This is a genomic window from Pseudomonas leptonychotis, assembly GCF_004920405.1.
Taxonomy (GTDB): domain Bacteria; phylum Pseudomonadota; class Gammaproteobacteria; order Pseudomonadales; family Pseudomonadaceae; genus Aquipseudomonas; species Aquipseudomonas leptonychotis.
The window spans coordinates 505,042-526,747 of sequence record NZ_RFLV01000002.1 but is presented as its reverse complement, the minus strand read 5'-3'; the positions used below and the strand labels follow the sequence as shown (position 1 = coordinate 526,747).

General features: G+C 60.4%; 24 protein-coding genes and 1 riboswitch. Of the genes, 22 read left to right on the top strand and 2 right to left on the bottom strand.

Annotated elements, in window-relative coordinates; genetic code table 11:
* The first annotated feature begins 1 nt into the window (after nucleotide 1).
* From D8779_RS12995 to D8779_RS12895, 22 genes are all read left to right on the top strand, one after another.
* Nucleotides 2-673 carry a DNA-3-methyladenine glycosylase I gene (locus D8779_RS12995; protein ID WP_136664903.1) on the top strand — a complete coding sequence of 224 codons (672 nt, stop codon included), beginning with the start codon at nucleotides 2-4 and terminating at the stop codon, nucleotides 671-673.
* A gap of 101 nt (nucleotides 674-774) precedes the next feature.
* On the top strand, nucleotides 775-1,533 hold the full coding sequence (locus tag D8779_RS12990) for an NAD-dependent deacylase (RefSeq protein ID WP_136664902.1): 759 nt from the start codon (nucleotides 775-777) through the stop codon (nucleotides 1,531-1,533).
* Between the two features lie 76 nt (nucleotides 1,534-1,609).
* Nucleotides 1,610-2,224, top strand: coding sequence for a C40 family peptidase (locus tag D8779_RS12985; protein ID WP_136664901.1), 615 nt, complete (start codon nucleotides 1,610-1,612; stop codon nucleotides 2,222-2,224).
* Nucleotides 2,225-2,384: 160 nt separating this feature from the next.
* A complete protein-coding gene (locus D8779_RS12980) occupies nucleotides 2,385-2,909 on the top strand; it encodes a C40 family peptidase (RefSeq protein WP_136664900.1) in 525 nt (174 codons plus the stop codon).
* Nucleotides 2,910-3,210: 301 nt separating this feature from the next.
* The gene (locus D8779_RS12975) at nucleotides 3,211-3,873 is read left to right on the top strand and encodes an O-methyltransferase (protein ID WP_136664899.1); all 663 of its coding nucleotides are present in this window, start codon (nucleotides 3,211-3,213) and stop codon (nucleotides 3,871-3,873) included.
* Nucleotides 3,874-3,888: 15 nt separating this feature from the next.
* Nucleotides 3,889-4,209 (top strand): hypothetical protein, encoded by a 321-nt coding sequence (locus D8779_RS12970; protein WP_136664898.1) that lies wholly within the window; start codon nucleotides 3,889-3,891, stop codon nucleotides 4,207-4,209.
* 72 nt (nucleotides 4,210-4,281) lie between these two features.
* Nucleotides 4,282-4,551: riboswitch (cobalamin riboswitch) on the top strand.
* Between the two features lie 109 nt (nucleotides 4,552-4,660).
* On the top strand, nucleotides 4,661-5,272 hold the full coding sequence (cobO, locus tag D8779_RS12965) for a cob(I)yrinic acid a,c-diamide adenosyltransferase (RefSeq protein WP_136664897.1): 612 nt from the start codon (nucleotides 4,661-4,663) through the stop codon (nucleotides 5,270-5,272).
* Nucleotides 5,272-6,585, top strand: coding sequence for a cobyrinic acid a,c-diamide synthase CobB (locus D8779_RS12960; protein WP_136664896.1), 1,314 nt, complete (start codon nucleotides 5,272-5,274; stop codon nucleotides 6,583-6,585). Before cobO ends, D8779_RS12960 begins: the two co-directional genes overlap by 1 nt.
* On the top strand, nucleotides 6,582-7,229 hold the full coding sequence (gene bluB / locus D8779_RS12955) for a 5,6-dimethylbenzimidazole synthase (RefSeq protein WP_136664895.1): 648 nt from the start codon (nucleotides 6,582-6,584) through the stop codon (nucleotides 7,227-7,229). Before D8779_RS12960 ends, bluB begins: the two co-directional genes overlap by 4 nt.
* 5 nt (nucleotides 7,230-7,234) lie before the next feature.
* Nucleotides 7,235-8,134: an adenosylcobinamide-phosphate synthase CbiB gene (cbiB, locus tag D8779_RS12950; RefSeq protein WP_136665160.1), complete on the top strand. Its 900-nt coding sequence runs from the start codon at nucleotides 7,235-7,237 to the stop codon at nucleotides 8,132-8,134.
* Nucleotides 8,127-9,134, top strand: coding sequence for a threonine-phosphate decarboxylase CobD (cobD, locus tag D8779_RS12945; RefSeq protein ID WP_136664894.1), 1,008 nt, complete (start codon nucleotides 8,127-8,129; stop codon nucleotides 9,132-9,134). Before cbiB ends, cobD begins: the two co-directional genes overlap by 8 nt.
* On the top strand, nucleotides 9,131-10,582 hold the full coding sequence (locus D8779_RS12940; protein WP_136664893.1) for a cobyric acid synthase: 1,452 nt from the start codon (nucleotides 9,131-9,133) through the stop codon (nucleotides 10,580-10,582). The genes cobD and D8779_RS12940 overlap by 4 nt, the downstream gene beginning before the upstream one ends.
* Nucleotides 10,583-10,686: 104 nt before the next feature.
* Nucleotides 10,687-11,208, top strand: a complete 522-nt coding sequence (cobU, locus tag D8779_RS12935; RefSeq protein ID WP_136664892.1) for a bifunctional adenosylcobinamide kinase/adenosylcobinamide-phosphate guanylyltransferase — start codon at nucleotides 10,687-10,689, stop codon at nucleotides 11,206-11,208.
* Nucleotides 11,205-12,260 carry a nicotinate-nucleotide--dimethylbenzimidazole phosphoribosyltransferase gene (gene cobT, locus D8779_RS12930; RefSeq protein ID WP_136664891.1) on the top strand — a complete coding sequence of 352 codons (1,056 nt, stop codon included), beginning with the start codon at nucleotides 11,205-11,207 and terminating at the stop codon, nucleotides 12,258-12,260. Before cobU ends, cobT begins: the two co-directional genes overlap by 4 nt.
* Nucleotides 12,257-12,832 (top strand): alpha-ribazole phosphatase family protein, encoded by a 576-nt coding sequence (gene cobC, locus D8779_RS12925; RefSeq protein WP_136664890.1) that lies wholly within the window; start codon nucleotides 12,257-12,259, stop codon nucleotides 12,830-12,832. The genes cobT and cobC overlap by 4 nt, the downstream gene beginning before the upstream one ends.
* Entirely contained in the window at nucleotides 12,829-13,554 is a 726-nt protein-coding gene (locus D8779_RS12920; protein WP_136664889.1) for an adenosylcobinamide-GDP ribazoletransferase, read from the top strand. Before cobC ends, D8779_RS12920 begins: the two co-directional genes overlap by 4 nt.
* Nucleotides 13,555-13,789: 235 nt before the next feature.
* A complete protein-coding gene (locus tag D8779_RS12915) occupies nucleotides 13,790-14,995 on the top strand; it encodes an MFS transporter (RefSeq protein WP_136664888.1) in 1,206 nt (401 codons plus the stop codon).
* Nucleotides 14,992-15,117, top strand: a complete 126-nt coding sequence (locus D8779_RS20930) for a hypothetical protein (RefSeq protein WP_276605884.1) — start codon at nucleotides 14,992-14,994, stop codon at nucleotides 15,115-15,117. The genes D8779_RS12915 and D8779_RS20930 overlap by 4 nt, the downstream gene beginning before the upstream one ends.
* Before the next feature lie 40 nt (nucleotides 15,118-15,157).
* Nucleotides 15,158-15,709, top strand: coding sequence for a glutathione peroxidase (locus D8779_RS12910; protein WP_420875602.1), 552 nt, complete (start codon nucleotides 15,158-15,160; stop codon nucleotides 15,707-15,709).
* 159 nt (nucleotides 15,710-15,868) lie between these two features.
* Nucleotides 15,869-16,798 carry an esterase/lipase family protein gene (locus tag D8779_RS12905; RefSeq protein ID WP_136664886.1) on the top strand — a complete coding sequence of 310 codons (930 nt, stop codon included), beginning with the start codon at nucleotides 15,869-15,871 and terminating at the stop codon, nucleotides 16,796-16,798.
* Nucleotides 16,799-16,846: 48 nt separating this feature from the next.
* Nucleotides 16,847-17,917: a lipase secretion chaperone gene (locus tag D8779_RS12900; protein WP_136664885.1), complete on the top strand. Its 1,071-nt coding sequence runs from the start codon at nucleotides 16,847-16,849 to the stop codon at nucleotides 17,915-17,917.
* 15 nt (nucleotides 17,918-17,932) lie between these two features.
* Nucleotides 17,933-19,711 (top strand): hybrid sensor histidine kinase/response regulator, encoded by a 1,779-nt coding sequence (locus tag D8779_RS12895; protein ID WP_136664884.1) that lies wholly within the window; start codon nucleotides 17,933-17,935, stop codon nucleotides 19,709-19,711.
* Here the strand turns inward: D8779_RS12895 and D8779_RS12890 are convergent.
* Both D8779_RS12890 and D8779_RS12885 read right to left on the bottom strand, forming a co-directional pair.
* Nucleotides 19,680-20,297: a response regulator transcription factor gene (locus D8779_RS12890; protein WP_136664883.1), complete on the bottom strand. Its 618-nt coding sequence runs from the start codon at nucleotides 20,295-20,297 to the stop codon at nucleotides 19,680-19,682. The genes D8779_RS12895 and D8779_RS12890 overlap by 32 nt on opposite strands.
* Nucleotides 20,298-20,435: 138 nt before the next feature.
* Nucleotides 20,436-21,680 carry an OmpP1/FadL family transporter gene (locus D8779_RS12885; RefSeq protein ID WP_136664882.1) on the bottom strand — a complete coding sequence of 415 codons (1,245 nt, stop codon included), beginning with the start codon at nucleotides 21,678-21,680 and terminating at the stop codon, nucleotides 20,436-20,438.
* Between the last annotated feature and the right edge of the window lie 26 nt (nucleotides 21,681-21,706).

Below are 21,706 nucleotides of genomic sequence, written 5' to 3'. Positions count from 1 at the left end.
CATGCGTGATTACAAATGGCTGCACGAATATTGCCTGAGTCGCTTCGGTTCGGTGGCTGCGTTGGAGGCGCGTCTGCCTTCGCCACGCAGTCCCGCCCAATTGCGCGCAATCAGTGACGATCGCTACCTGTCGACCCTCAGCCTGCGGGTTTTCCGCGCAGGGCTTAAACACAGTCTGGTTGACTCAAAATGGCCGGCGTTTGAGCAGGTTTTCTTCGGTTTTGACCCTGAGAAAGTCGTGCTAATGGGGGCTGAGCGTTTGGAGAATCTGATGCAGGATGCTCGCATCATTCGTCACCTAGGTAAGCTCAAAAGCGTGCCGCGCAATGCCCAATTCATCCTCGATGTACGCCAGGAAAAGGGCAGCTTCGGCGCGCTGATCGCCGATTGGCCCGTGAGTGATATTGTCGGTTTGTGGAAGTACCTGGCCAAACACGGCAGCCAGCTTGGCGGCCTGTCCGCGCCGCGCTTTTTACGCATGATTGGCAAGGATACGTTCGTCCCCAGCGATGACATGGTCGCGGCATTAAAGGCGCAAAAGATTATCGATAAGGTGCCTACCAGCCTTAAAGAACGCGCCGCCGTGCAGGCAGCGTTTAATGAGTGGCATGAGCAGAGCGGTCGGCCACTGTGTCAGCTGTCAGTGATGCTGGCGCATACCGTCAACCACTGAGCAGGTAGTTGAGGGGAGGGTGGATGACGCTTTTCCATCCACCATGGCGCTGTTGCGGAGGACGATAAGAGCGTCGTCCACCCTACGCACGAGGATTCGAGATGGACGAGGTCATTGCCCGTGTTGCCCAGGCAATCGTAGCGGCTGAGCGCATCCTGCTGATTACCGGTGCCGGGCTATCCGCCGATTCCGGTTTGCCCACCTATCGAGGCCTTGGCGGGCTGTACAACGGCCACACCGTCGAAGGTTTGCCAATTGAAGAAGCCTTGTCTGGCCCGATGTTGCAACGTGACCCGGCGCTGTGCTGGAAATACCTGGCCGAGCTGGGCAAGGCCTGCCTGAGTGCACAGGCCAATGCAGGGCATTACGCGATTGCCGAGTTGCAGCGTAGAAAGCCGCAATGCTGGCTGCTGACTCAGAACATTGATGGCTATCACCGTGCGGCAGGCAGCCCGATGGAGCGGGTGATCGAGATTCATGGTGAGCTGGCGCCGTTGTATTGCCAGTCCTGCGGTGCTGTCGACACTGAACTGGCAGAACACTTGAGCCGACCGTTGCCACCTAGGTGCGCGCAATGCGCTGGAGTGCTGCGTCCGCCCGTGGTGTTGTTCGAGGAGATGCTTCCCGAGCAGGCTATCGACACCCTCTATGCCGAAGTGCGTAAAGGCTTCGAAGTGGTGATCAGTATTGGTACCAGCGCCAGCTTCCCGTACATCGTTGAACCACTGCTGCGTACGCGCCAGAACGGCGGCTTTACCGTGGAAATCAACCCGCAGCGCACCGATCTCAGTGGCCGGGTGGATGTGCACCTGCAAGGGCGGGCGTTAGATGTTTTGCCGGAACTAGTGAGTCACATTTAGAGCCATAGAATTTGCAAATGCATCCCATAGAGGGCATAGTCGCGCTCTTGTGAAATTCACCGACACGGTCGTGCCCATGCTAAAACGCCTCGCACCCCTCGTGCCTATTGCACTCTCCCTGGTTCTGGCCGCTTGCGCCAACCACGGTTCGCAGCCTGAATTGGCCACTCAATCTACGGTGTTCTCCTCGACTGATTTAGCCGAGTTTGATGAACAAGCCAAAGAAGCCGCCCTCGGCGACTTCACCGAAGAAAAATCCTACAAGCTCCCACAACTAGCAGACGGCATTCTGTCTCACGGCTTGTCGTTGGTAGGCACCCGTTACCGTTACGGCGGCAGCTCGGTGAAGTCGGGTTTTGATTGCAGTGGTTTTATCGGTTACCTGTTCAAAGAAGAGCTGGGCATGAAACTGCCACGCTCGTCCCGCGACATGATCAATATCGATGCGCCGTTGGTCGAGCGTGACGAGTTGGAACCGGGCGATTTGCTGTTCTTCAGCACCAATGGCCGTAATCGTGTCAGCCATGCCGGTATCTACATGGGTGATAACCAGTTTATCCATTCCAGCAGCAGTCGCAGCGGCGGCGTACGGGTCGATAACCTGGATGATCGCTACTGGTCGCGTACCTTTATCGAAGCCAAGCGTGCTCTGGCGCTGGCGCCAAGCGACTCGGTTGTACGCCATCCTTGAACCCTGTAAGTGGCAGCTGAATCTTTTCGGTTGCCACGATTAAGCGATACGCCAAGTCCATCTCGATAGTTTTCAATAACCTGCCAAGCAAAGCTAAAGCTTGCACTACGATGTGCAAGCCGGCAGAGTAGGGCGCATCCCGGCTCAGGATCGCTCGTCCATGACCGCTATCGCTCGTTTCAGCTTGATTGCCCTTGCCGCGCTGCTCAGCGCCTGCTCCAGTAATCCGCCTGCACCACCCCCACAACCGGTCGCATATGCACCGATCAGCAGCTTTAACGGCAATGCTGATGATGTGCTGTTTCGCGCCCTGGGTCTGGTTGGCACACCCTATCGCTACGGCGGTAATACCCCGGACGGCGGCTTCGACTGCAGCGGTTTGATTGGTTTTGTTTATCGCGATGCAGCCGGTATTCGCCTGCCGCGCTCGACTCGCGAACTGATCAGTATGCGCGCCCCGACTGTCGGCCGTGACCGCCTGCAAAGTGGTGATCTGCTGTTCTTCGCCACCAATGGCGGCAGTCAGGTCAGCCACGCCGGCATCTATGTCGGCAATGGCCGCTTTGTTCACGCCCCCTCGAGCGGCGGTACCGTGCGCCTGGACAGCCTGAGCAACAGTTACTGGCAACGCACCTACCTGAATGCTAAACGTGTATTCACCCCGGAACTGGCGCGCAACCCCTGAGAACCTGTCTACGATCTGCTGCGCGTCGGCCATCCGGCGTTAAAAACAGCCTCGGTAAGCCGCTTGGGGCTAACGCGCTTCTGCGCGACCCGAAGGGCGAGTGAAACGAGTAATGCTCATTTACAGCTCGTAAACTCCGCCTCCTCGGCTATTTTTGCCTTGCCTTGCCTTGCCTTGCCTTGCCTTGCCTTGCCTTGCCTTGCCTTGCCTTGCCTTGCCTTGCCTTGCCTTGCCTTGCCTTGCTCTAGCTTGCGAGATCATAAACGGGTTCTAGCAGCGGTTTTTTGCAGAGGGAGTTAGCATGACCAACCGAACGCTCAATCTCGATACCGCCCTGTACCAATACCTGCTGGATGTCTCCCTGCGTGAAACACCGCTGCTCAAACGCCTGCGTGAAGAAACTGCTCAGCTGAGTACTGCGCGTTGGCAGATTGCCCCCGAACAGGGTCAATTTATGGCCTTGTTAGTGCAGCTGACAGGCGCGCGGCGGATTGTTGAAGTTGGCACCTTTACCGGTTACAGCGCTATTTGCATGGCTCAAGCCATGCCTGAAGATGGTCACTTGATCTGCTGTGACATTCCCGGCGAGTACAACGCCACGGCTGAACGTTACTGGCGTGAAGCAGGGCTCAGTGCGCGTATTGAGCAACGCCTAGCCCCTGCGCTACAAACCCTGGGGGCGCTGGAGGCTGAAGGTCTCGCTGGCAGTATCGATCTGCTGTTTATCGACGCCGACAAAGCCAATTACCCAGCCTATCTGGAACATGCCCTGCGCCTGGTGCGTCAAGGTGGGCTGATCCTATTCGATAATACCCTGTGGAGTGGCCGCGTGCTTGAGGAAAACCCTGAGAGCGCGGACACCCGAGCGATTCAGGCGCTCAATCTGGCGCTGTGTGACGACCCGCGCATTGACCTGTCCCTGTTGCCGCTAGGCGATGGCCTGAGCCTGTGTCGTAAACGCTAAGTCTTTACCACCTGTATGCCCGAACCGATTCGTCTGCCCGAACAACCCGATGCCTGCGAGCTCTGTAGCCGTGCAGCAGTCCTGACGCGCCACCATCTGATCCCCAAGGCGCTGCACAACAAGGTTTATGTGCAGAAGCGCTTTGGCAAAAGCGAACGCATCAGCGCCACGCTCTGGGTCTGCCGTGCTTGCCATAACCAAATCCACCGGTTGTTCAGTGAAAAAGAGTTGGCGCTGACTTACAACAATCGCGACAGCCTGCTCAGTGATGAGCGCCTGCGCACCTTTGTTGAGTGGCTGGCCAGCAAGCCAGTAGGCTTTATGCCGAGGCATTGACCTGTCGCATCAATGGCTGGTTCTCGACTGTAAGCCGCGCATTCGTTTGACGCTTAATCGCGAACTCTCTACCCTTCGCGCCTTGTAGCAGGTGCCTCCGACGCTATGCGTGTGCGGGGTGAAACTGGGAAGTCGGTGCGCTGAACGTGTTTACGTCAGTCATTCCGACGCTGCCCCCGCAACGGTAAGTGAGTTAAACGCCGCTATTGCCACTGTGCTGAACGCATGGGAAGGCGCGGCTTAGAGCCTTTTTATGATCTGGCTCGCTAGATCATAAGTAGTTTCTGAGAGCTATAAGGCTCGCTCACAAGCCCGGAGACCGGCCTGTTGCAGTCCACGGCATCGCGGAGGGCGATGGCTGGCGCGTGCTTGGCGCTATGCGTGAGCCCGCGCTTGCTGTTTCTTCGCCTGCTTATTTCAGCCAGATCGCCTTGGGGCGGTGGAGCATGCGATGACTGAATCGATTGAGCGTGACGCCCGACACAAGGCGCGCATGGCCCGCAAGAAAACCCTTATCGACGAAAAGATCGCCCAGGCTCAGGACGAATACGGCCTGCTGCTGGTGCACAGCGGCAACGGCAAGGGTAAGAGCAGCAGCGCCTTTGGCATGGTCGCGCGCGCCTTGGGCCACGGCCTCAAAGTTGGCGTGGTGCAATTTATCAAAGGTGCGGCCAGCACTGGCGAAGAAACCTTCTTTCGCCGTTTCCCCGATGAGGTCAGCTATCACGTAATGGGCGAGGGCTTTACCTGGGAGACCCAGGATCGCCAGCGTGATATCGACAAGGCTCGCGAGGCCTGGGCGGTGGCGGCGCAGCTGCTAAATGACCCCGCCGTTGGCCTGGTGGTGCTGGATGAACTGAATATCGCGCTGAAATACGGCTATCTGGAACTCGACGCGGTGCTCGCCGATATCGAAGCGCGGCCGCTGCTACAGCATGTGGTGGTGACTGGGCGTGGCGCATTGCCGGGGATGATTGAGGCGGCGGATACCGTCACCGAGATGAGCCTGGTCAAGCATGCGTTCAAGGCTGGCGTGAAGGCTCAGAAGGGAGTGGAGTTTTAATGAGCGACTCCAGCGCCCGTCAGTGCCCGGCACTGTTGATTGCCGCGCCGGCCTCCGGTCAGGGCAAGACCACGGTGACTGCAGCCTTGGCGCGCCTGCATACACGTCAAGGCAAACGCGTGCGGGTGTTCAAGTGCGGCCCGGATTTTCTCGACCCGATGATCCTGGCCCGCGCCAGTGGCGCGCCGGTGTATCAGCTCGACCTGTGGATGGTCGGTGCAGCGGAGAGCCGTCGGTTGCTCTGGGAAGCGGCGGGTGAGGCCGATCTGATTCTGATCGAGGGGGTGATGGGCTTGTTCGATGGCACGCCGTCGGCGGCCGACTTGGCGCGGCACTTCGGCGTACCGGTGCTGGCGGTGATCGATGGCTCGGCCATGGCGCAGACCTTTGGCGCCATGGCCCATGGCCTGGCAACGTTCCAGCCGGATCTGCCGTTCTCCGGCGTGCTCGGCAATCGTGTCGGCAGTACGCGGCACGGCGAAATTCTACGCGATGCGCTGCCGGCCTCGATTCGTTGGTACGGTGCATTGCCGCGCAGCGCCGAAGTCGGTTTGCCGAGCCGGCATCTGGGCTTGGTGCAGGCGGGCGAATTACTCGATTTGGATGCACGCCTGGACGCCGCCGCCGATGCCTTGGCCGCCAGCGCCGATACTTGCTTGCCGCCGCCGGTCAGCTTTGCGGCGCCCGAACAGGCCAGACCCGCTGAGCTGCTCAAGGGCGTGCGCATCGGTGTGGCGCGCGACAGCGCCTTTGCTTTTCTCTACCAGGCCAATCTCGATCTGCTGTGCGAACTGGGCGCTGAGTTGACGTTTTTTTCGCCGCTCAACGATAAGCAACTGCCTGCTATCGACAGCCTGTATTTGCCTGGTGGTTATCCGGAACTGCATCTGGCCACGCTTGAGGCCAATCAGCCCATGGCTGAGTCGATTCGTGCACACCATGCGGCCGGTAAGCCGATCCACGCCGAGTGCGGCGGCATGCTCTATCTGCTCGATAAGCTGACTGACAAGCAGGGGGCGAGCGGGCAGATGCTTGGCTTGTTAAGTGGCGAGGCGACTCTGCAACCGCGCATGACTGCCATGGCCTTGCAGCAGGCCGAGCTGCCGGAAGGGCTGCTACGTGGCCACAGCTTCCATTACTCGGCGCTGACCAGCGAGTTGCAACCGCTGACCCGTGGCGAATGCCCGAACTACAAGCGCACCAGTGAGGCGGTCTATCGCCAGAGTCGACTGACGGCCTCCTATATCCACTTCTATCTGCCGTCCGACCCGGCTGCCGCCGCCGCGCTGTTTCTCCCCGGAGCGCCGGCATGAGTGAGCATGCCTTCAGCCCAGCAGAGCGGGCTGCGGTGTACCGCGCCATCGCCGAGCGTCGCGATATGCGCCATTTCAGCGGCGGCGAGGTGGCCCCCGAGCTGCTGGCGCGTTTGCTGGAGGCCGCGCACCAGGCTCCCAGCGTTGGTTTGATGCAGCCTTGGCGGTTTATTCGCATCACCCGCCCGGCCTTGCGTGAGTCGATTCACGGGCTGGTGGCAGAGGAGCGCGAGCGCACTGCAGAGGCGCTGGGCGAGCGCAGTGATGAATTTATGCAGCTAAAAGTCGAGGGCATTCGCGACTGCGCAGAATTACTGGTCGTGGCGCTGATGGAGGGACGTGAGGCCCATGTGTTTGGCCGCCGCACCTTGCCGGAAATGGACCAGGCATCCTTGGCCTGCGCCATCCAGAATCTTTGGCTGGCTGCGCGCGCCGAAGGGTTAGGCATGGGCTGGGTGTCGTTATTTGAACCCCAAGCTTTGGCCGATCTGCTTGGCATGCCGGCTGGCAGTAAGCCGCTGGCGGTGTTGTGCCTGGGGCCGGTAACTCAGTTTTATGATGCGCCAATGCTGATGCAGCAGGGCTGGGCCACGCCGCGACCGCTGAGCGAGTTGCTGTTCGAGAACCAGTGGGGCACGCCGTGAGTGTGATGCTTAGTACCTGCGCCGGGGTTGCCCTGGACGCAGTCTTTGGCGAATCCAAAGGCTGGCATCCGCTTGTAGCCTTTGGCCGCATGGCCGAGCGCATCGAGCAACGCTTCAACCCGGCGGGCGCTGGCTGGCGCAGTCATGGCGTAACGGCCTGGTGCCTGGCGGTGTTGCCGCTGACTCTACTGGTTTGGCTGCTGAGCCTGATCAGCGGGCTGGGCTGGATGGTGGAGATTATCGCGCTGTATGCCGCCCTGGGCCTGAAAAGCCTGGGTGAGCATGCGCTGCCAGTGGCGCAGGCACTGCGTCTGGGCGATCTACGTCTGGCCCGTGAGCGTGTCGGTTATATGGTCAGCCGTAATACGGCTGAGTTGGATGCTGCAGGCGTGGCGCGTGCGGGGACGGAGTCGGTGCTGGAAAACGGCAGTGATGCAGTCTTCGCCGCGTTGTTCTGGTTTGTTATTGCCGGTGCGCCGGGGGTGGTGCTGTACCGCCTGAGCAACACCCTGGACGCCATGTGGGGTTACCGTAACGCGCGTTTTGAACGCTTCGGTTGGGCCGCCGCGAAGATCGACGATGTGCTCAATTACCTACCGGCCCGGCTAGTGGCGCTGACCTACGCGTTACTTGGCCGCACGACGCTGGCGCTGCGCTGCTGGCGAACCCAAGCGCCGCTGTGGGACAGCCCCAATGCCGGCCCGGTGATGGCGGCCGGGGCAGGTGCATTGGGCGTCAGCCTGGGCGGTGCGGCGGAGTATCACGGTGAATTGCATGTGCGACCTGATTTAGGCGCGGGGCCGCAACCTAAGGCCCGCGATATCGAACGGGCGCTCAACCTGGTCAACGGCGGCGTGCTGCTATGGCTGGTGTTGCTGCTGTTGTGGGGCGTTTTCTATGCTTAAGCAAGGTGGGCTTGAACATGGTGGTCGTCTGCGCGCTGCGGCGCTGCGCTATGGCATTGCCGTGGCGGACTGGTTGGACCTGTCCACCGGCATCGCGCCTTACGGTTGGCCACTACCGGTAATTCCCGCGAGCGCTTGGGCGCGTTTGCCCGAGCAACAGGATGGCCTGGAGATTGCCGCCCGTGATTATTACGGCGTGGCCAACCTGCTGCCGGTGGCGGGTTCGCAGGCGGCCATTCAGGCGCTGCCGCGTTTACGCCGCAATGCCACTGTCGGCATCGTTTCGCCCGCTTACGCCGAGCATGCTGCTGCCTGGCAGCGTGAGGGCCATCGTCTGTTAGCGATCAGCGAAGGCGCTATTGAGCGAGCGCTGGAGCGCCTGGATGTGCTGTTGTTGGTCAATCCAAACAACCCGACTGGGCGGCGCATTGAACCCCAACGGCTGTTGGCTTGGCACACGCGCTTGGCCGAGCGCGGTGGCTGGCTGGTGGTGGATGAAGCCTTTATTGATTGCACCCCTGAGCACAGCCTGGCGGCCTTTAGCGACAGGCCTGGGCTGATCGTCTTGCGCTCGTTCGGCAAGTTCTTTGGCATGGCCGGGATTCGTCTGGGCTTTGTCCTGGCGCAGCCTGCTTTGCTGGAGCAGATGGCCGAGCTGCTTGGCCCTTGGGCGATCAGTGGGCCGAGCCGGGTAGTGGCCAGCGCGTTGTTGCAGGATCAAGCCGGCCAGCGTCAGCAGTGTGAGCGTCTGTTGGCCGATGGCGAACGCCTGGCCATATTACTCAGTACTCAGGGGCTGACGCCGACTGGCGGCTGTGCGCTGTTTCAGTTCTGCTGCATGGAGCGGGCGGCCGAGTTGCATGAGTTTCTTGCCGCTCGGGGCATTCTGACTCGGTTGTTCGAAACACCACAGAGTCTGCGTTTTGGCCTGCCACCTGATGAAGCGGGTTGGCAGCGTTTGCAGCAGGCGCTTGTCGCCTTTGCCGGAGAGCGAGCATGAGTACTTTGATGGTGCAGGGCACCACCTCCGATGCCGGCAAAAGCACCCTGGTGACCGCGCTATGCCGCTGGCTCAAGCGCCAGGGCGTTAGCGTGGTGCCGTTCAAACCGCAAAACATGGCGCTCAATAGCGCCGTGACCGCTGACGGTGGCGAGATTGGCCGCGCCCAGGCCGTGCAGGCCCAGGCGGCTGGTCTGGCGCCGCACACCGACATGAACCCGGTGTTGCTCAAGCCCAACAGCGACACCGGTGCGCAGGTGATCATCCACGGTCGTGCGCTCACTTGCATGGATGCGGTGGCCTATCACGATTACAAAAAGGTCGCGATGCAAGCGGTGCTGCAGTCGCACCAACGCTTGAGTGCGGCCTATCCGGTGGTGATGGTTGAGGGCGCGGGTTCGCCCGCCGAGATCAATCTGCGCGCCGGCGATATTGCCAATATGGGCTTTGCCGAGGCGGTGGACTGCCCGGTGATTCTGATTGCCGATATCGACAAGGGTGGGGTGTTCGCCCATCTGGTCGGCACTCTGGCCCTGCTCTCGGAGAGCGAGCAGGCGCGGGTGCAGGGCTTCGTGATCAACCGCTTTCGCGGCGACATCGCCCTGTTGCAGCCGGGGCTGGATTGGTTGGAGCAGCGCACCGGCAAGCCGGTGCTGGGCGTGTTGCCCTACCTGATGGATTTTCACCTGGAAGCCGAAGATGCCATCGACGTTCGCCAGAGTGCCAAGGCGGCCGAGCGGATCAAGGTGGTGGTGCCGGTGTTACCACGCATCAGCAACCACACCGATTTCGACCCGCTGCGCCTGCACCCGCAGGTTGAGTTGTGCTTTGTCGGCCCCGGTCAGGCAATTCCGGCCGCTGACCTGATCATTCTGCCCGGCTCGAAAAGTGTGCGCGCCGATCTGGCCTTTCTGCGAAAGCAAGGCTGGCCGGCGGCCATCGACAAACACCTGCGCTATGGCGGCAAGCTGCTCGGTATCTGCGGTGGCTTGCAGATGCTCGGCACGCAGATCGACGATCCCCATGGGCTTGAAGGCGCGGCTGGATCCAGTGATGGATTGCACCTGCTGGCATTCGCGACTGTGCTGGAGCCGGAAAAGCAGTTGCGCAATGTGCGCGGCCAACTGTGTTTGGAGAGTGCGCCGGTCAGCGGTTACGAAATTCATGCTGGGGTCAGCAGTGGTGAAGCCCTGGCGACGGCTGCCGTGCAACTCGACGATGGTCGCCGCGACGGTGCGCTAAGCGCCGATGGTCAGGTGCTGGGCACCTATCTGCATGGCTTATTTGAGAGCAGCGAAGCCTGTAGCGCACTGCTGCGCTGGGCTGGCTTGCGTGAGGTGCAAACGGTGGATTACCACGCCCTGCGTGAGCGCGATATCGAACGCTTGGCTGATCTGATTGAGCAGCATTTGGATACGGCAAAACTGCGGCTTTTATGTGGCCTGTGACGCGCTTTTGTGGGAGGGGCTTTAGCCGCGCCGGCCGGCCCAGAACTGTCGCGGCTAAAGCCCCTCCCACGGTCTGTGGCGCTCTATTCGAACAAAGGTGAACCATGCTTGAACTGATTCTCGGCGGTGCCCGTTCCGGCAAGAGCCGCTTGGCCGAAAAGCTGGCCAGTGAGTCCGCTCTGGCGGTGACCTATATCGCCACCAGCCAGGCGCTGGATGGTGAGATGAGTGAGCGCATTCAACATCATCGTGAGCGTCGTCCGGTGCATTGGGGGCTGGTGGAAGAGCCACTGACTCTGGCCCGTGTCCTGCGTGAGCAAGCTGGCGTGGATAAGTGCTTGCTCATCGATTGCCTGACTTTGTGGTTGACCAATTTGCTGATGCTCGATGATCCAGCGCGCTTGAGTACCGAGCGCGATGCGCTGCTGGACTGCCTGAGCGACTTGCCGGGGCGGATTATTCTGGTCAGCAATGAAACCGGCCTGGGTGTGGTGCCGCTGGGCGAGCTGACGCGGTGCTATGTTGATGAGGCGGGTTGGCTGCATCAGGCCCTGGCTGAGCGTTGTCAGCGCGTGGTGTTTACCGTGGCGGGTTTACCGTTGGTGCTCAAAGGAGAGGCGTTATGAGTCTGCAATGGTGGCAACAAGCTTGTCAGCCGCTTGATCTGGTGGCGCGTAAAAAGGCGCAGGCACGTCAGCTCGAACTGACCAAACCGGCCGGTTCGCTCGGTCAGTTGGAGCAATTAGCCATTCGCCTGGCGGCCATGCAGGGTAGCCAGCGTCCGCGTATCGAACAGCTGTGGATCAGCATTTTCGCCGGCGACCATGGTGTGGTCGCCGAGGGTGTATCGGCCTTTCCGCAGGCGGTCACGGGGCAGATGCTGCGTAATTTTGTCGGTGGCGGTGCGGCGATCAGCGTGTTGGCCAAACAGCTGGGGGCAACGCTTGAGGTGATCGACCTGGGCACCGCCGTACCGTTGCAGCCTTTGCGTGGCGTGCATCACCTGCATGTTGGGGCGGGTACGCAGAACTTCCTGCAGGGCCCAGCAATGACAGTGGCGCAACTGTTGATTGCCCTGGAAGCGGGCCAGGCCAGCGTGCAGCGCGCCCGTGAAGCCGGCAGCCAGTTGTTTATCGGTGGCGAAATGGGCATCGGCAATACCACCGCTGCCACGGCCATGGCCTGCATGCTGCTGGAGTGTCCGGCGCAGGAGCTGGTCGGCCCTGGTACCGGTCTGGACAGCGCCGGCGTGGCGCATAAAGCCGAGGTGATTGAGGCTGCACTGGAGTTGCATCGCCCGGCGATCAGTGAACCCATCGAGATCCTTCAGCGCCTGGGCGGTTTTGAGATCGCAGCCCTCAGTGGCGCCTATCTAGCCTGCGCCCAACAGGGCATCACCGCCCTGGTGGACGGTTATATCTGCAGTGTTGCCGCTTTGCTGGCGGTACAACTGAACCCAGCGTGCCGTGACTGGCTGCTGTTTGCCCACACGGGTGCCGAGCCCGGCCATCAACGGGTGCTCAAGGCGCTGCAGGCTGAGCCTTTGCTCGATCTAGGCCTGCGTTTAGGTGAGGGCAGTGGTGCCGCGTTGGCCGTGCCGCTGCTGCAGCTGGCCTGCAGCCTGCACAACGATATGGCCACCTTTGCCGAGGCGGCGGTGGCCGAGCGCCCAGCATGACGCTGTATCTAGAGTTGTTGCGCCACGGTGAAACCGAGCTGGGTGGTGGCCTGCGTGGCAGCCTCGACGATGCCTTGACCGAAACCGGTTGGGCACAGCTGCGCGCAGCGGTGGCTGACGGTAGCCGCTGGGATCGGCTGATCAGCTCCCCCTTGCAGCGCTGCGCGCGCTTTGCCGAAGAGCTGGCGACGCAGCACGGCCTGCCGCTGAGCCTGGAACCGGATCTGCAGGAATTGCACTTCGGTGCCTGGGAAGGCTGTCACACGGCCGACTTGATGCAGACCAGCGCAGCCGAGCTCGGCCGCTTCTGGAGCGATCCCTATGGCTTTACCCCGCCAGAAGGCGAGCCGTTGCTGGCCTTTGAGGCGCGGATATTGAGTGCCTTGCAGCGCTTGCAGGCGCGCCATGCCGGTGAGCGTTTACTGCTGGTCACCCATGGAGGGGTAATCCGTTTGCTGCTCGCGCGGGCGCGTGGCTTGCCGCGTAACGATCTGTTGCAGGTGGCGGTGGGGCATGCTGAGCGTTTTCGGCTGTGCCTGGATGCACAGGGCCAGCTCCAGGAGTTGGTATGACGCCTTGGTGGATTGCGCTGCAATTTCTCACCCGCTTGCCGGTGCGGCTGGTCGGGATGCCGTCGCCACAGCAGATCGGTCGCTCGCTGCTGTGGTACCCGCTGGTGGGCTTGCTGATCGGACTGCTGTTGTTTGCGCTGCAACAGTTACTTGGCGGTCTCTCGCTAATGCTGCAGGCGGCGCTGTTGTTGACGGTCTGGGTCGGCGTTAGCGGCGGCTTGCACCTAGACGGCCTGGCCGATAGCGCCGACGCCTGGGTCGGCGGTTACGGTGACCGCGAGCGCACCCTGGAAATCATGAAAGACCCACGCAGCGGGCCGATTGCGGTGGTGGTGCTGATGTTGCTGCTGCTGCTCAAGTTTGCTGCGCTGGTCAGCCTGCTGGAAAACGGCGCAGGGGCGTTGCTGGTGTTGCTGCCCTGGATTGGTCGAGGCGTTTTGCCCTTGCTGTTCCTCACCACGCTCTATGTGCGTCAGGGCGGTTTGGGCCAGGCGCTGGCCAAACATCTGCCGCGCCAGCAGCTGCCTTGGCTGCTGGCCGTGCATGTCGGGCTAATGCTGCTGTTTGGCTGGCCGGCGCTGCTCGCCTTGCTGGTAGCCGGCGGGGTGTTTATCTGGTTGCGCATGTTGATGCTCAATCGTCTGGGTGGCGCCACCGGTGATACCGCCGGAGCACTGCTGGAAATAGTCGAGTGTGCGGTGCTGGTTGCGTTGGCCTGCTAAACGCGACTCCTACGTATCTAGATGACGTATCCGCGTATCTAGCCCTGCGGCCAGTGTGCAACTGTTGTTGTTTGATTAACCGAAGGTCGGCTTGCGCGCACGCCCAGCTCAAGGTGCAATCTGTAGTGCTGGATTGCCAGGTAGCTGTAGCTGTCACTTCATTGGGTGGGGGTATATACCTGCGCTCTATTTGCCGATCTTTCGCTAAGCGGGCCGTTACCCTTAAGGACAACGTATGACTTCAGTATGGCGCACCAGTGGTTGGGTATTGCTGGGTGCATCCCTGGTTCTGGCGCTGTCGCTGGGAATTCGCCATGGTTTTGGCCTGTTCCTGCCGCCAATGAGTGCCGAATTTGGCTGGGGCCGCGAGGTTTTTGCCTTCGCTATTGCCCTGCAGAATCTGATCTGGGGCCTGACTCAACCCTTTACCGGTGCTCTGGCTGACCGTTTCGGTGCCAAACGTACGGTGATTGTCGGCGGGGTTTTGTATGCCATTGGCTTGGGCTGCATGGGCCTGGCCGATTCGCCCCTGAGTCTGTCGTTGAGTGCTGGGCTGCTGATCGGCATCGGTTTGTCCGGCACCTCGTTCTCGGTGATCCTCGGTGCTGTGGGGCGCGCTGTGCCGATGGAAAAACGCAGCATGGCCATGGGCATCGCGGCAGCAGCGGGTTCCTTCGGCCAGTTCGCCATGTTGCCTGGCACCCTGGGGCTGCTTAGCTGGCTCGGTTGGTCGGTGGCGCTGATGGCGCTGGGCCTGCTGGTGGCGCTGATCATACCGTTAGCGGCGATGCTTAAAGACACACCCTTACCGCTCACCGGTCAGGAGCAGACCCTGAGCGAAGCCTTGCGCGAAGCTTGCAGCCACTCGGGTTTCTGGCTGTTGGGATTGGGCTTTTTCGTTTGTGGCTTTCAGGTGGTGTTTATTGGCGTGCACCTGCCGGCTTATCTGGTTGACCAGCATCTACCTGCACTGGTGGGTACCACGGTGTTGGCCTTGGTTGGCCTGTTCAATATCTTCGGCACTTATATCGCCGGCTGGTTGGGCGGACGCATGTCCAAGCCGCGCCTGCTTAGTGCCCTGTATCTGGCCCGCGCAGTGGTCATTATGGCGTTCATTATGACCCCGTTGACGGTATGGAGCGCTTACGCCTTTGGCGTGGCCATGGGCCTGTTGTGGCTGTCGACGGTGCCGCTGACCAATGGCACGGTGGCGACGATGTTCGGTGTGCGCAATTTATCGATGCTCGGCGGCATTGTGTTTCTGTTCCACCAACTAGGCGCTTTTCTCGGCGGCTGGATGGGCGGCTACCTGTATGACCATACCGGCAGTTATGATCTGGTCTGGCAGCTTGCCGTGCTGCTCAGCTTGCTGGCTGCCGCGTTGAATTGGCCAGTACGCGAGCTGCCTGTGGCGCGCTTACAACAGGAGGCGAATGCATGAATACCGACTATGGCTGGAGTACCGCGCTGGTGATGGGCGGCATGTTGGCCTTGGGCCTCGCCTGGTGGGGCTGGCTGCAAAGTGGCCTGGCCTTTCTACAGCTGGGTTTGGGTGTGTGTTGAGGCAGCTACGCTGTATGTGCGTTTATTTAAGGTGATGCGTATGTGGCGTTTCTTGCGCCTGCTAGTCGTCCTGCTAAGCGCCTGTGTTGCGCAAGCGCAGGCTGCTGAATGCCCGGCGTTGCTGCAGGGTGAGTTGCAGAAGCTGCGCAGCGAGGAACGTATCGACCTGTGTGCGGCGTTCGCCGGCAAGCCGCTGGTGGTGGTCAATACCGCGAGCTTCTGTGGCTTCACCCCACAATTCAAAGGTCTCGAGGCGCTTTATCAACGTTACAAGGATCAAGGTTTGCAGGTGCTGGGTGTGCCGTCGGATGATTTTCGTCAGGAAGCCGACAGCAACGAAGAGACGGCCAAGGTCTGCTACGTCAATTACGGCGTGACCTTTGTCATGAGCGAAACCCAAAGCGTTACGGGGCATGATGCGGTGCCACTGTTTAAGGAACTGGCCGCGCAGAGTCAGACGCCGCGTTGGAATTTCTCCAAGTATGTGATCGATGCCCAGGGTAAGGTCGTGGCCAGTTTCCCCAGCAGTACCACCCCGGATGATCCTGCATTGCTAGCTGCTGTCGAGCGGGCGATTGCTTCGCAGCGTTAGCATTTTTACTAGCGTTTAACGCGACGCGCACAGGACGCGAGTACGTTCAACTGCCTCACCCATCTGGGCGATAGCCCACCCCTCAGGACCTCCTTAAAGTTGTGGGTACGCCGGACGCAGTTTTCCCGGCGTGCCAACAAGAAAAATAAGGAGGCACCCATGCGTCGCGTTATTACTACTGCTCTAGCTGCCGCTGCTCTGGTCGGCGCGGTCGAGGCCCAAGCCGCTGGATACACCCAGACCAAATACCCGATCGTGCTGGTGCACGGGGTGACCGGCTTTGACACCATCGGCGGTCTGATCAACTACTTCCATACCATTCCCTGGAACCTCGAGCGCGATGGCGCCAAGGTTTATGTGGCCAGCGTTTCGGCGCTCAATGACAGCGAGCAGCGCGGCGCCGCATTGGCGCAGCAGATTGTGCCGTGGGCCGGCGCCAATGGCGGCAAAGTCAATCTGATCGGCCACAGCCAGGGTTCGCCAACCTCGCGAGTTGCTGCGTCTTTGCGACCTGATCTGGTGGCCTCGGTCACCTCGATTAACGGCGTCAACAAAGGTTCGAAAGTCGCCGACGTGTTGCGCGGTGTGATCCCGCCAAACAGCGCCATCGAAGGCGGTGCTAACGGTCTGGCCAATGCTATTGGTGGAGTGATCAACCTGCTGTCGGGCAACAACAACCCGCAAAATGGTCTGGCCGCACTGAAAACCCTGACCACCGCCGGCACTGCGGCGCTGAACAGCCGCCATCCGTGGGGTGTGAACAACAGCAGCTATTGCGCCAAGTCCACCGAAGTGCACAACGTGCGCGGGCACAATATTCGTTATTTTTCCTGGACGGGTAACGCGTCTTACACCAACGTCTTCGATGCGGTCGATCCGTTCCTGGCAATCACCGGGCTGGCCTTTGGCAGCGAGAAAAATGACGGCCTGGTGGGTGTTTGCTCCACCTACCTGGGTCAGGTTATCGGTGACAGCTACAACATGAACCATGTGGATGCGATCAACCATCTGTTCGGTATTCGTGGCTGGACCGAGCCTGTATCCCTGTACCGCCAGCATGCCAATCGCCTGAAAAACAAAGGCGTCTGACCGTCACACCGGCGGGCTGCGTAATGCAGCCCGCATTCTGGAGGTCATATGGCTCTGTCGTTGCGCACCACTGTTCCTCTTTTAGTACTGGCCGGCAGCGTTGTCGGCCTTACGCTTTATTGGCAATGGCCCGCCGCTGCCTTACCCGTCGTAGCGGTTGCGCCGGGTGCCATCGCGCCGGCTGTCTCTGCTGCCCCCAGCCCTCTGCTGCACGCCATAAAACCCAACCAAACAACTATCAATGAACCTGTGAGCCTGCCGGGCTTACAAGGCACCGAAGTCGATGGTGACCTCAAGGCGGACAGTGCGGGCAATCTGCAACTGAACCTGGCCTTGCGTGATTATCTGGATTATTTCCTCAGCGCTGCCGATCAGGCTGGGCTGGAAGCCTCGGTTGAGGCCATGCTGGTCGATGCTCGCGGGCGGTTGCCGGAGCCAGCATTGGGCCAGTTCATTGGTTTGCTGGGCGACTACATGGACTACAAGCGCGCCAGCCTGGCGTTACTGCAGCAACCACTGAGCGCCGCTCAGCAGAGCACCCCGCAAAGCCAGCTGATCGTTCTGCAGCGTGCTTTCGAGCAGTTGTCACAGTTACGGCGAGTGCATTTCTCCAATGCGGCAACTGAAGCCTTGTTCGGGGCTGAGGAGGCCTATGGCCGTTACACCCTGGATAATCTAGCGTTGATGGCCCGCGCCGACCTCAGTGAGCAAGGTAAAGCCCTGGCTCAGGAACGCTTGCGCGCTCAGTTGCCCGAGGCCATGCGGGCCAGTGAAGAGCGTCAAGCTCAAGCGCAGGCGCTCAACATACAGAGTGAGAAACTCTGGCAGGAAGGGGCCAGCGAAGAGCAGGTGCGCCAGGTCCTTGCCTTGACCTATGATCCGCCCACGGTCGAACGTCTGCTCAGCGAGCAGCGTAACGAGCGCGCCTGGCAACAACGTTATGCCACTTACCAGCAGGAACTTGCCGGCTTGCAGGGCAATGGCCTCAGCACTGCCGATCAGCAGCGTGAGCAGCAACGTTTGCGCCAGCGTTTATTCAGCGCTGAAGATCAGCATCGGGTGGAAACCTATGACGCCATTGCCGCCAAAGAACAGGACAGCCAGCCTTCCGAGTTATAGCGCTGGAGGCTGGCGATGAGCCTTGAGCGTGAGGAGGCTCTGCTGTTGGCGCAACAGCGCCGTGGGTATCGCGGTATGCGCTTTAGCGACGTACTGGAAGATGAGTTTGTTGAGCACCGCGTACAGCGAATTCGCCGTCGACTGCTGCTGATCATCAGCACGGCAGTAATCTTTCAGCTGGTGTACACCACCCTCGACCTGTTGCTGCTCGATCCGGCTATCAGTCTTACCTTGCTGACTGTGCGTTTGTTTGGCATAGCCGTCGCGCTGCTGGCCTTTTTCTATTGCCGCCGTCCGCAAAGCCCGCCGCAACGTACGCTGCTGGCGTATGTAATGGCTTACGGACTGAACGGCGCCTGCGTTGCCGTGATCATCCACCTGTGCTGGAGCCAAGGCGTTGCCATGCCCTATGACGGGCTGTTTCTGGTCCTGCTGTTTGGCTATGTATTGTTAGGGGTGTCGTTCCGCGCCGTAAGCCTGGCCTCATGGGGGTTGTGCGGTCTGTTCCTGCTGCTGGGTTATGCAGCCACCGGGGGAAGTGCGGCGTTGGGCTACCAGGGAATGTTTCTGTTTTGCGCCAATCTGATTGGCAGCGTGGGTGCGTTTCTGCAAGAGCACGGTCAGCGCGGAGCCTGGCTCAATCTGCGCTTGCTGGACCTGGCGCGCCAACGCGCTGAGGCAGATGACGCGCGCAAGCTGCGTTTGCTGGCGGCCGCCAGCCATGACCTGCGCCAACCTCTGAATGCCATGGGGCTGTATGCACAACACCTGTTGGAGCAAAACCAGGATCCCGGTGTGCATCGCATCAGCAGCCGTTTGGCGGTTGCCGTAGAGCAACTTAGCCGGCTGTTGCAATCCATGTTCGATTACACCCGTATGACGTTACCTGGGGGGGTTCAGGTCAAGCCAGAAGTGTTCGCTTTGCGCCCTTTACTGGCACGCCTGACGGGTGAAAGTCGCGCTGAGGCCGATGCTCAAGGTGTCGAATTACAACTGCAATGCGAGGAACTCTGGGTACGCAGTGATCCGCTGTTGCTTGAGCGGGTGTTGCGCAACTTGCTCAGTAATGCCTTGCGCCATGCCCAGGCACGGCATGTTTGGCTAAGCGCTCGGATGGAGCAGGGCATGGTGCAGCTTGAGGTTGGCGATGATGGCCAGGGTTTGAGCGAAGAAGAACAAGGCCAGGTCTTCGAGGAGTTCCGCCAGTTGGATAACCCTGGGCGCAATGCCGAGCGCGGTCTGGGGCTTGGTTTGGCCATCGTGCAACAACTGGCTCAGTTGATGGGGCACGGCCTGCAACTGCACTCAAGCCTGGGGGCGGGTGCACGATTTGTTCTGCAATTGCCACCGGCTGAAGCCGGGGAATGGCAAGCGCCTGCGGCACCAGTAAATGCCTTGAGCGGGCGGGTGCTGTTACTGGAAGACGACGAGGCCGGGCGTGAAGCCCTGACCGGTTTGTTGCAGCGTTGGGGCTGTGAGGTGTGGGCCTGTGCTGATCCTGCCCAGGCCCTTGAGTATGTTGCACAGGTCCAGCCACAGGTGTTGATCAGCGACTATCGCCTGGCGGCCACCGAGGATGGGTTGCGCGCCATCGAACGTTTGCGTGAAGAGGCTGGGCGCATGCTTCCGGCATTGCTGATTACTGCCGATGTCAGCGCAGATTTGCACGAGCGCTGCACCCGTGCCCATGTCACCTTGCTCGGTAAGCCCCTGTTGCCGGCCCGTTTGCGTCAGGCTCTTGCGGTGCTCCTGCCGGTGCAGGTCAAAGCCAACCCCGTTGCCGCGCCGCACTGACGCAGGCCGTGCGGGTATGCACTGAGAATTCCTGAAACAGTGATTTGAGATGGGTTTTCACCGTGTCTTCGGACACGCCCAATTGTCTGCTGATGGACTTGTTCGGCAAGCCTTCGGCGAGTAACTGGAGAATTTCCATCTGCCGCGGGGTGAGTTGCGGTTTATCGCCAGTCTGCGGTGCCGGTAGGGTTTCCCCCAGCAGTACGCGGGTGACCGCTTGGCGCAGTTCATCGCTATTGGCACTTTTCGGGATAAACCCCAGCGCGCCGGCCGCCAGCGCGGCTTGGGCATCCAAATTTGAATCGCTGGCGCTAAGGATTGCCACGGGGGTCATGCGGCCTTGTTGTTGCCAGCGTTGCAGCAACTCCAGGCCCGGCATGTCGGGCAGGCGCAGATCAAGCAGAATCAGATCGAACGTGGCGTTTTGCAGGCAGACTTCAGCGGCGGCAGCCGATTCGGCGGTGCGCACCTGCAGGTCGGCGCAGAGCGGTGCGAGGGCCAGGCTAAGGCCATCGAGAAAGATACGGTGGTCATCCACCAACAACAGGCTGAGCTGTTCGGGCAAGGCTGTGCACAGTGCAGTCATAAGGGCTGTCTCAGACGGTATGAGCCTGCCATCCATGGCGGCCACCCGCGGGCGGTCGCTGCGCGACGTTAAAATTGTTCCAGACAATTCTTTATTGTTGTAGGCGCCGCGCGAGTGTAACCCAAACCACCGGTTGAATTAGAAGCGGTACGTCATTTGTGCACCCAGGCCATGGGCGCTGTTTTTATACGTGGATTGATAGTCATCTTTCTCGATGTGGGTGTCGTCTTCCATCAGGTAGGAGTATGCCAGGTCGAGGGTTACATCCGCATTCGGGCTCCAGGCCGTGCCTAGACTGAAGATGGTGCGGTCACCTGTTGGGATGCGTGGTGAACGGTCGGTGTTATTGGTCGGCGACTGGTCCACGGCCATGCCGGCGCGTAGGGTCCACTGCGGGTTCAGCTTGTAGGCGGCACCTATGGCGTGTGCCCAGGTGTCGTGCCAATTCTGCGGCTCGCTGATGCTGCTTGCTCGGCTTGTGAGCAAACCCTGAACACCTTTGTTATCAACGCGGATTTCTTCCAGGCGGCTCCAGCGTGTCCAGGTGCTGCCAGCATAGAGAGTCCAGTCGGCATCCAGTTCGTGGGTTACCGAGAAATCCACCGACTCCGGCGTAGTCAGCTCCAGTGAAGCGTCGTAGGTGCCCGCTGATGTGGCAATGAAACCGGGGCCGGAAATCTTGGTATCGCCTTTCAGGCGGTAATCCACCTTGGAGTGATAAGTCAGGCCGAAGCGGGTTTGTGGGGTAACTTCAAACAACACCCCGAGGTTGTAGCCAAGCGCTGTGTCATCACCTTTGATTTCGACCTTGCCATCATTGCCGGTGAGTGGGTCGTTGGCAGCCGAGGTCAGCTCGCCATTGATGCGGTTGATGGTAGGGCCGAAGCCGATCGACAACTGCTCGTTAAACCTATAGCTCACGGTCGGCTGCAGGGTAATCACCTGCACTTCACTGCGGTCGCCGTGATAGCGCCCCTGAAAATTCCGCTCGTAGTCGGTCACCAAACCGAATGGCACATAAAGGCCTAGCCCCACGCTCCAGCTATCGTCCAGCGGCTTGACGTAATAGCCCATAGGCGCCCCGATAAACGGCACCATATCGCCGTCATTGCTGCCGGAGGCTGAACCGCTGGCGTTGTCGATGTCGGTTTTGGCGTGGATCAGTGATATGCCGCCGCTGATTTGTTCGCGTTTGATGCGCGACATGCCAGCAGGGTTGCCGAAAACAGTGCTGGCGTCATCGGCAGAGGAGGAGCGGCCAGCGAAAGCGGTTCCCATGTTGCTGACGCTTTGTTCGTTGATCGCGAAACCACTGGCAAAGCCTTGGCTGGTGGCAGATACAAGGGCAAGAGATAGGCAGGTCTTGACGACTCTTTTGCTCACGGGGAACTCCTAGGTTTTAGCGGGGG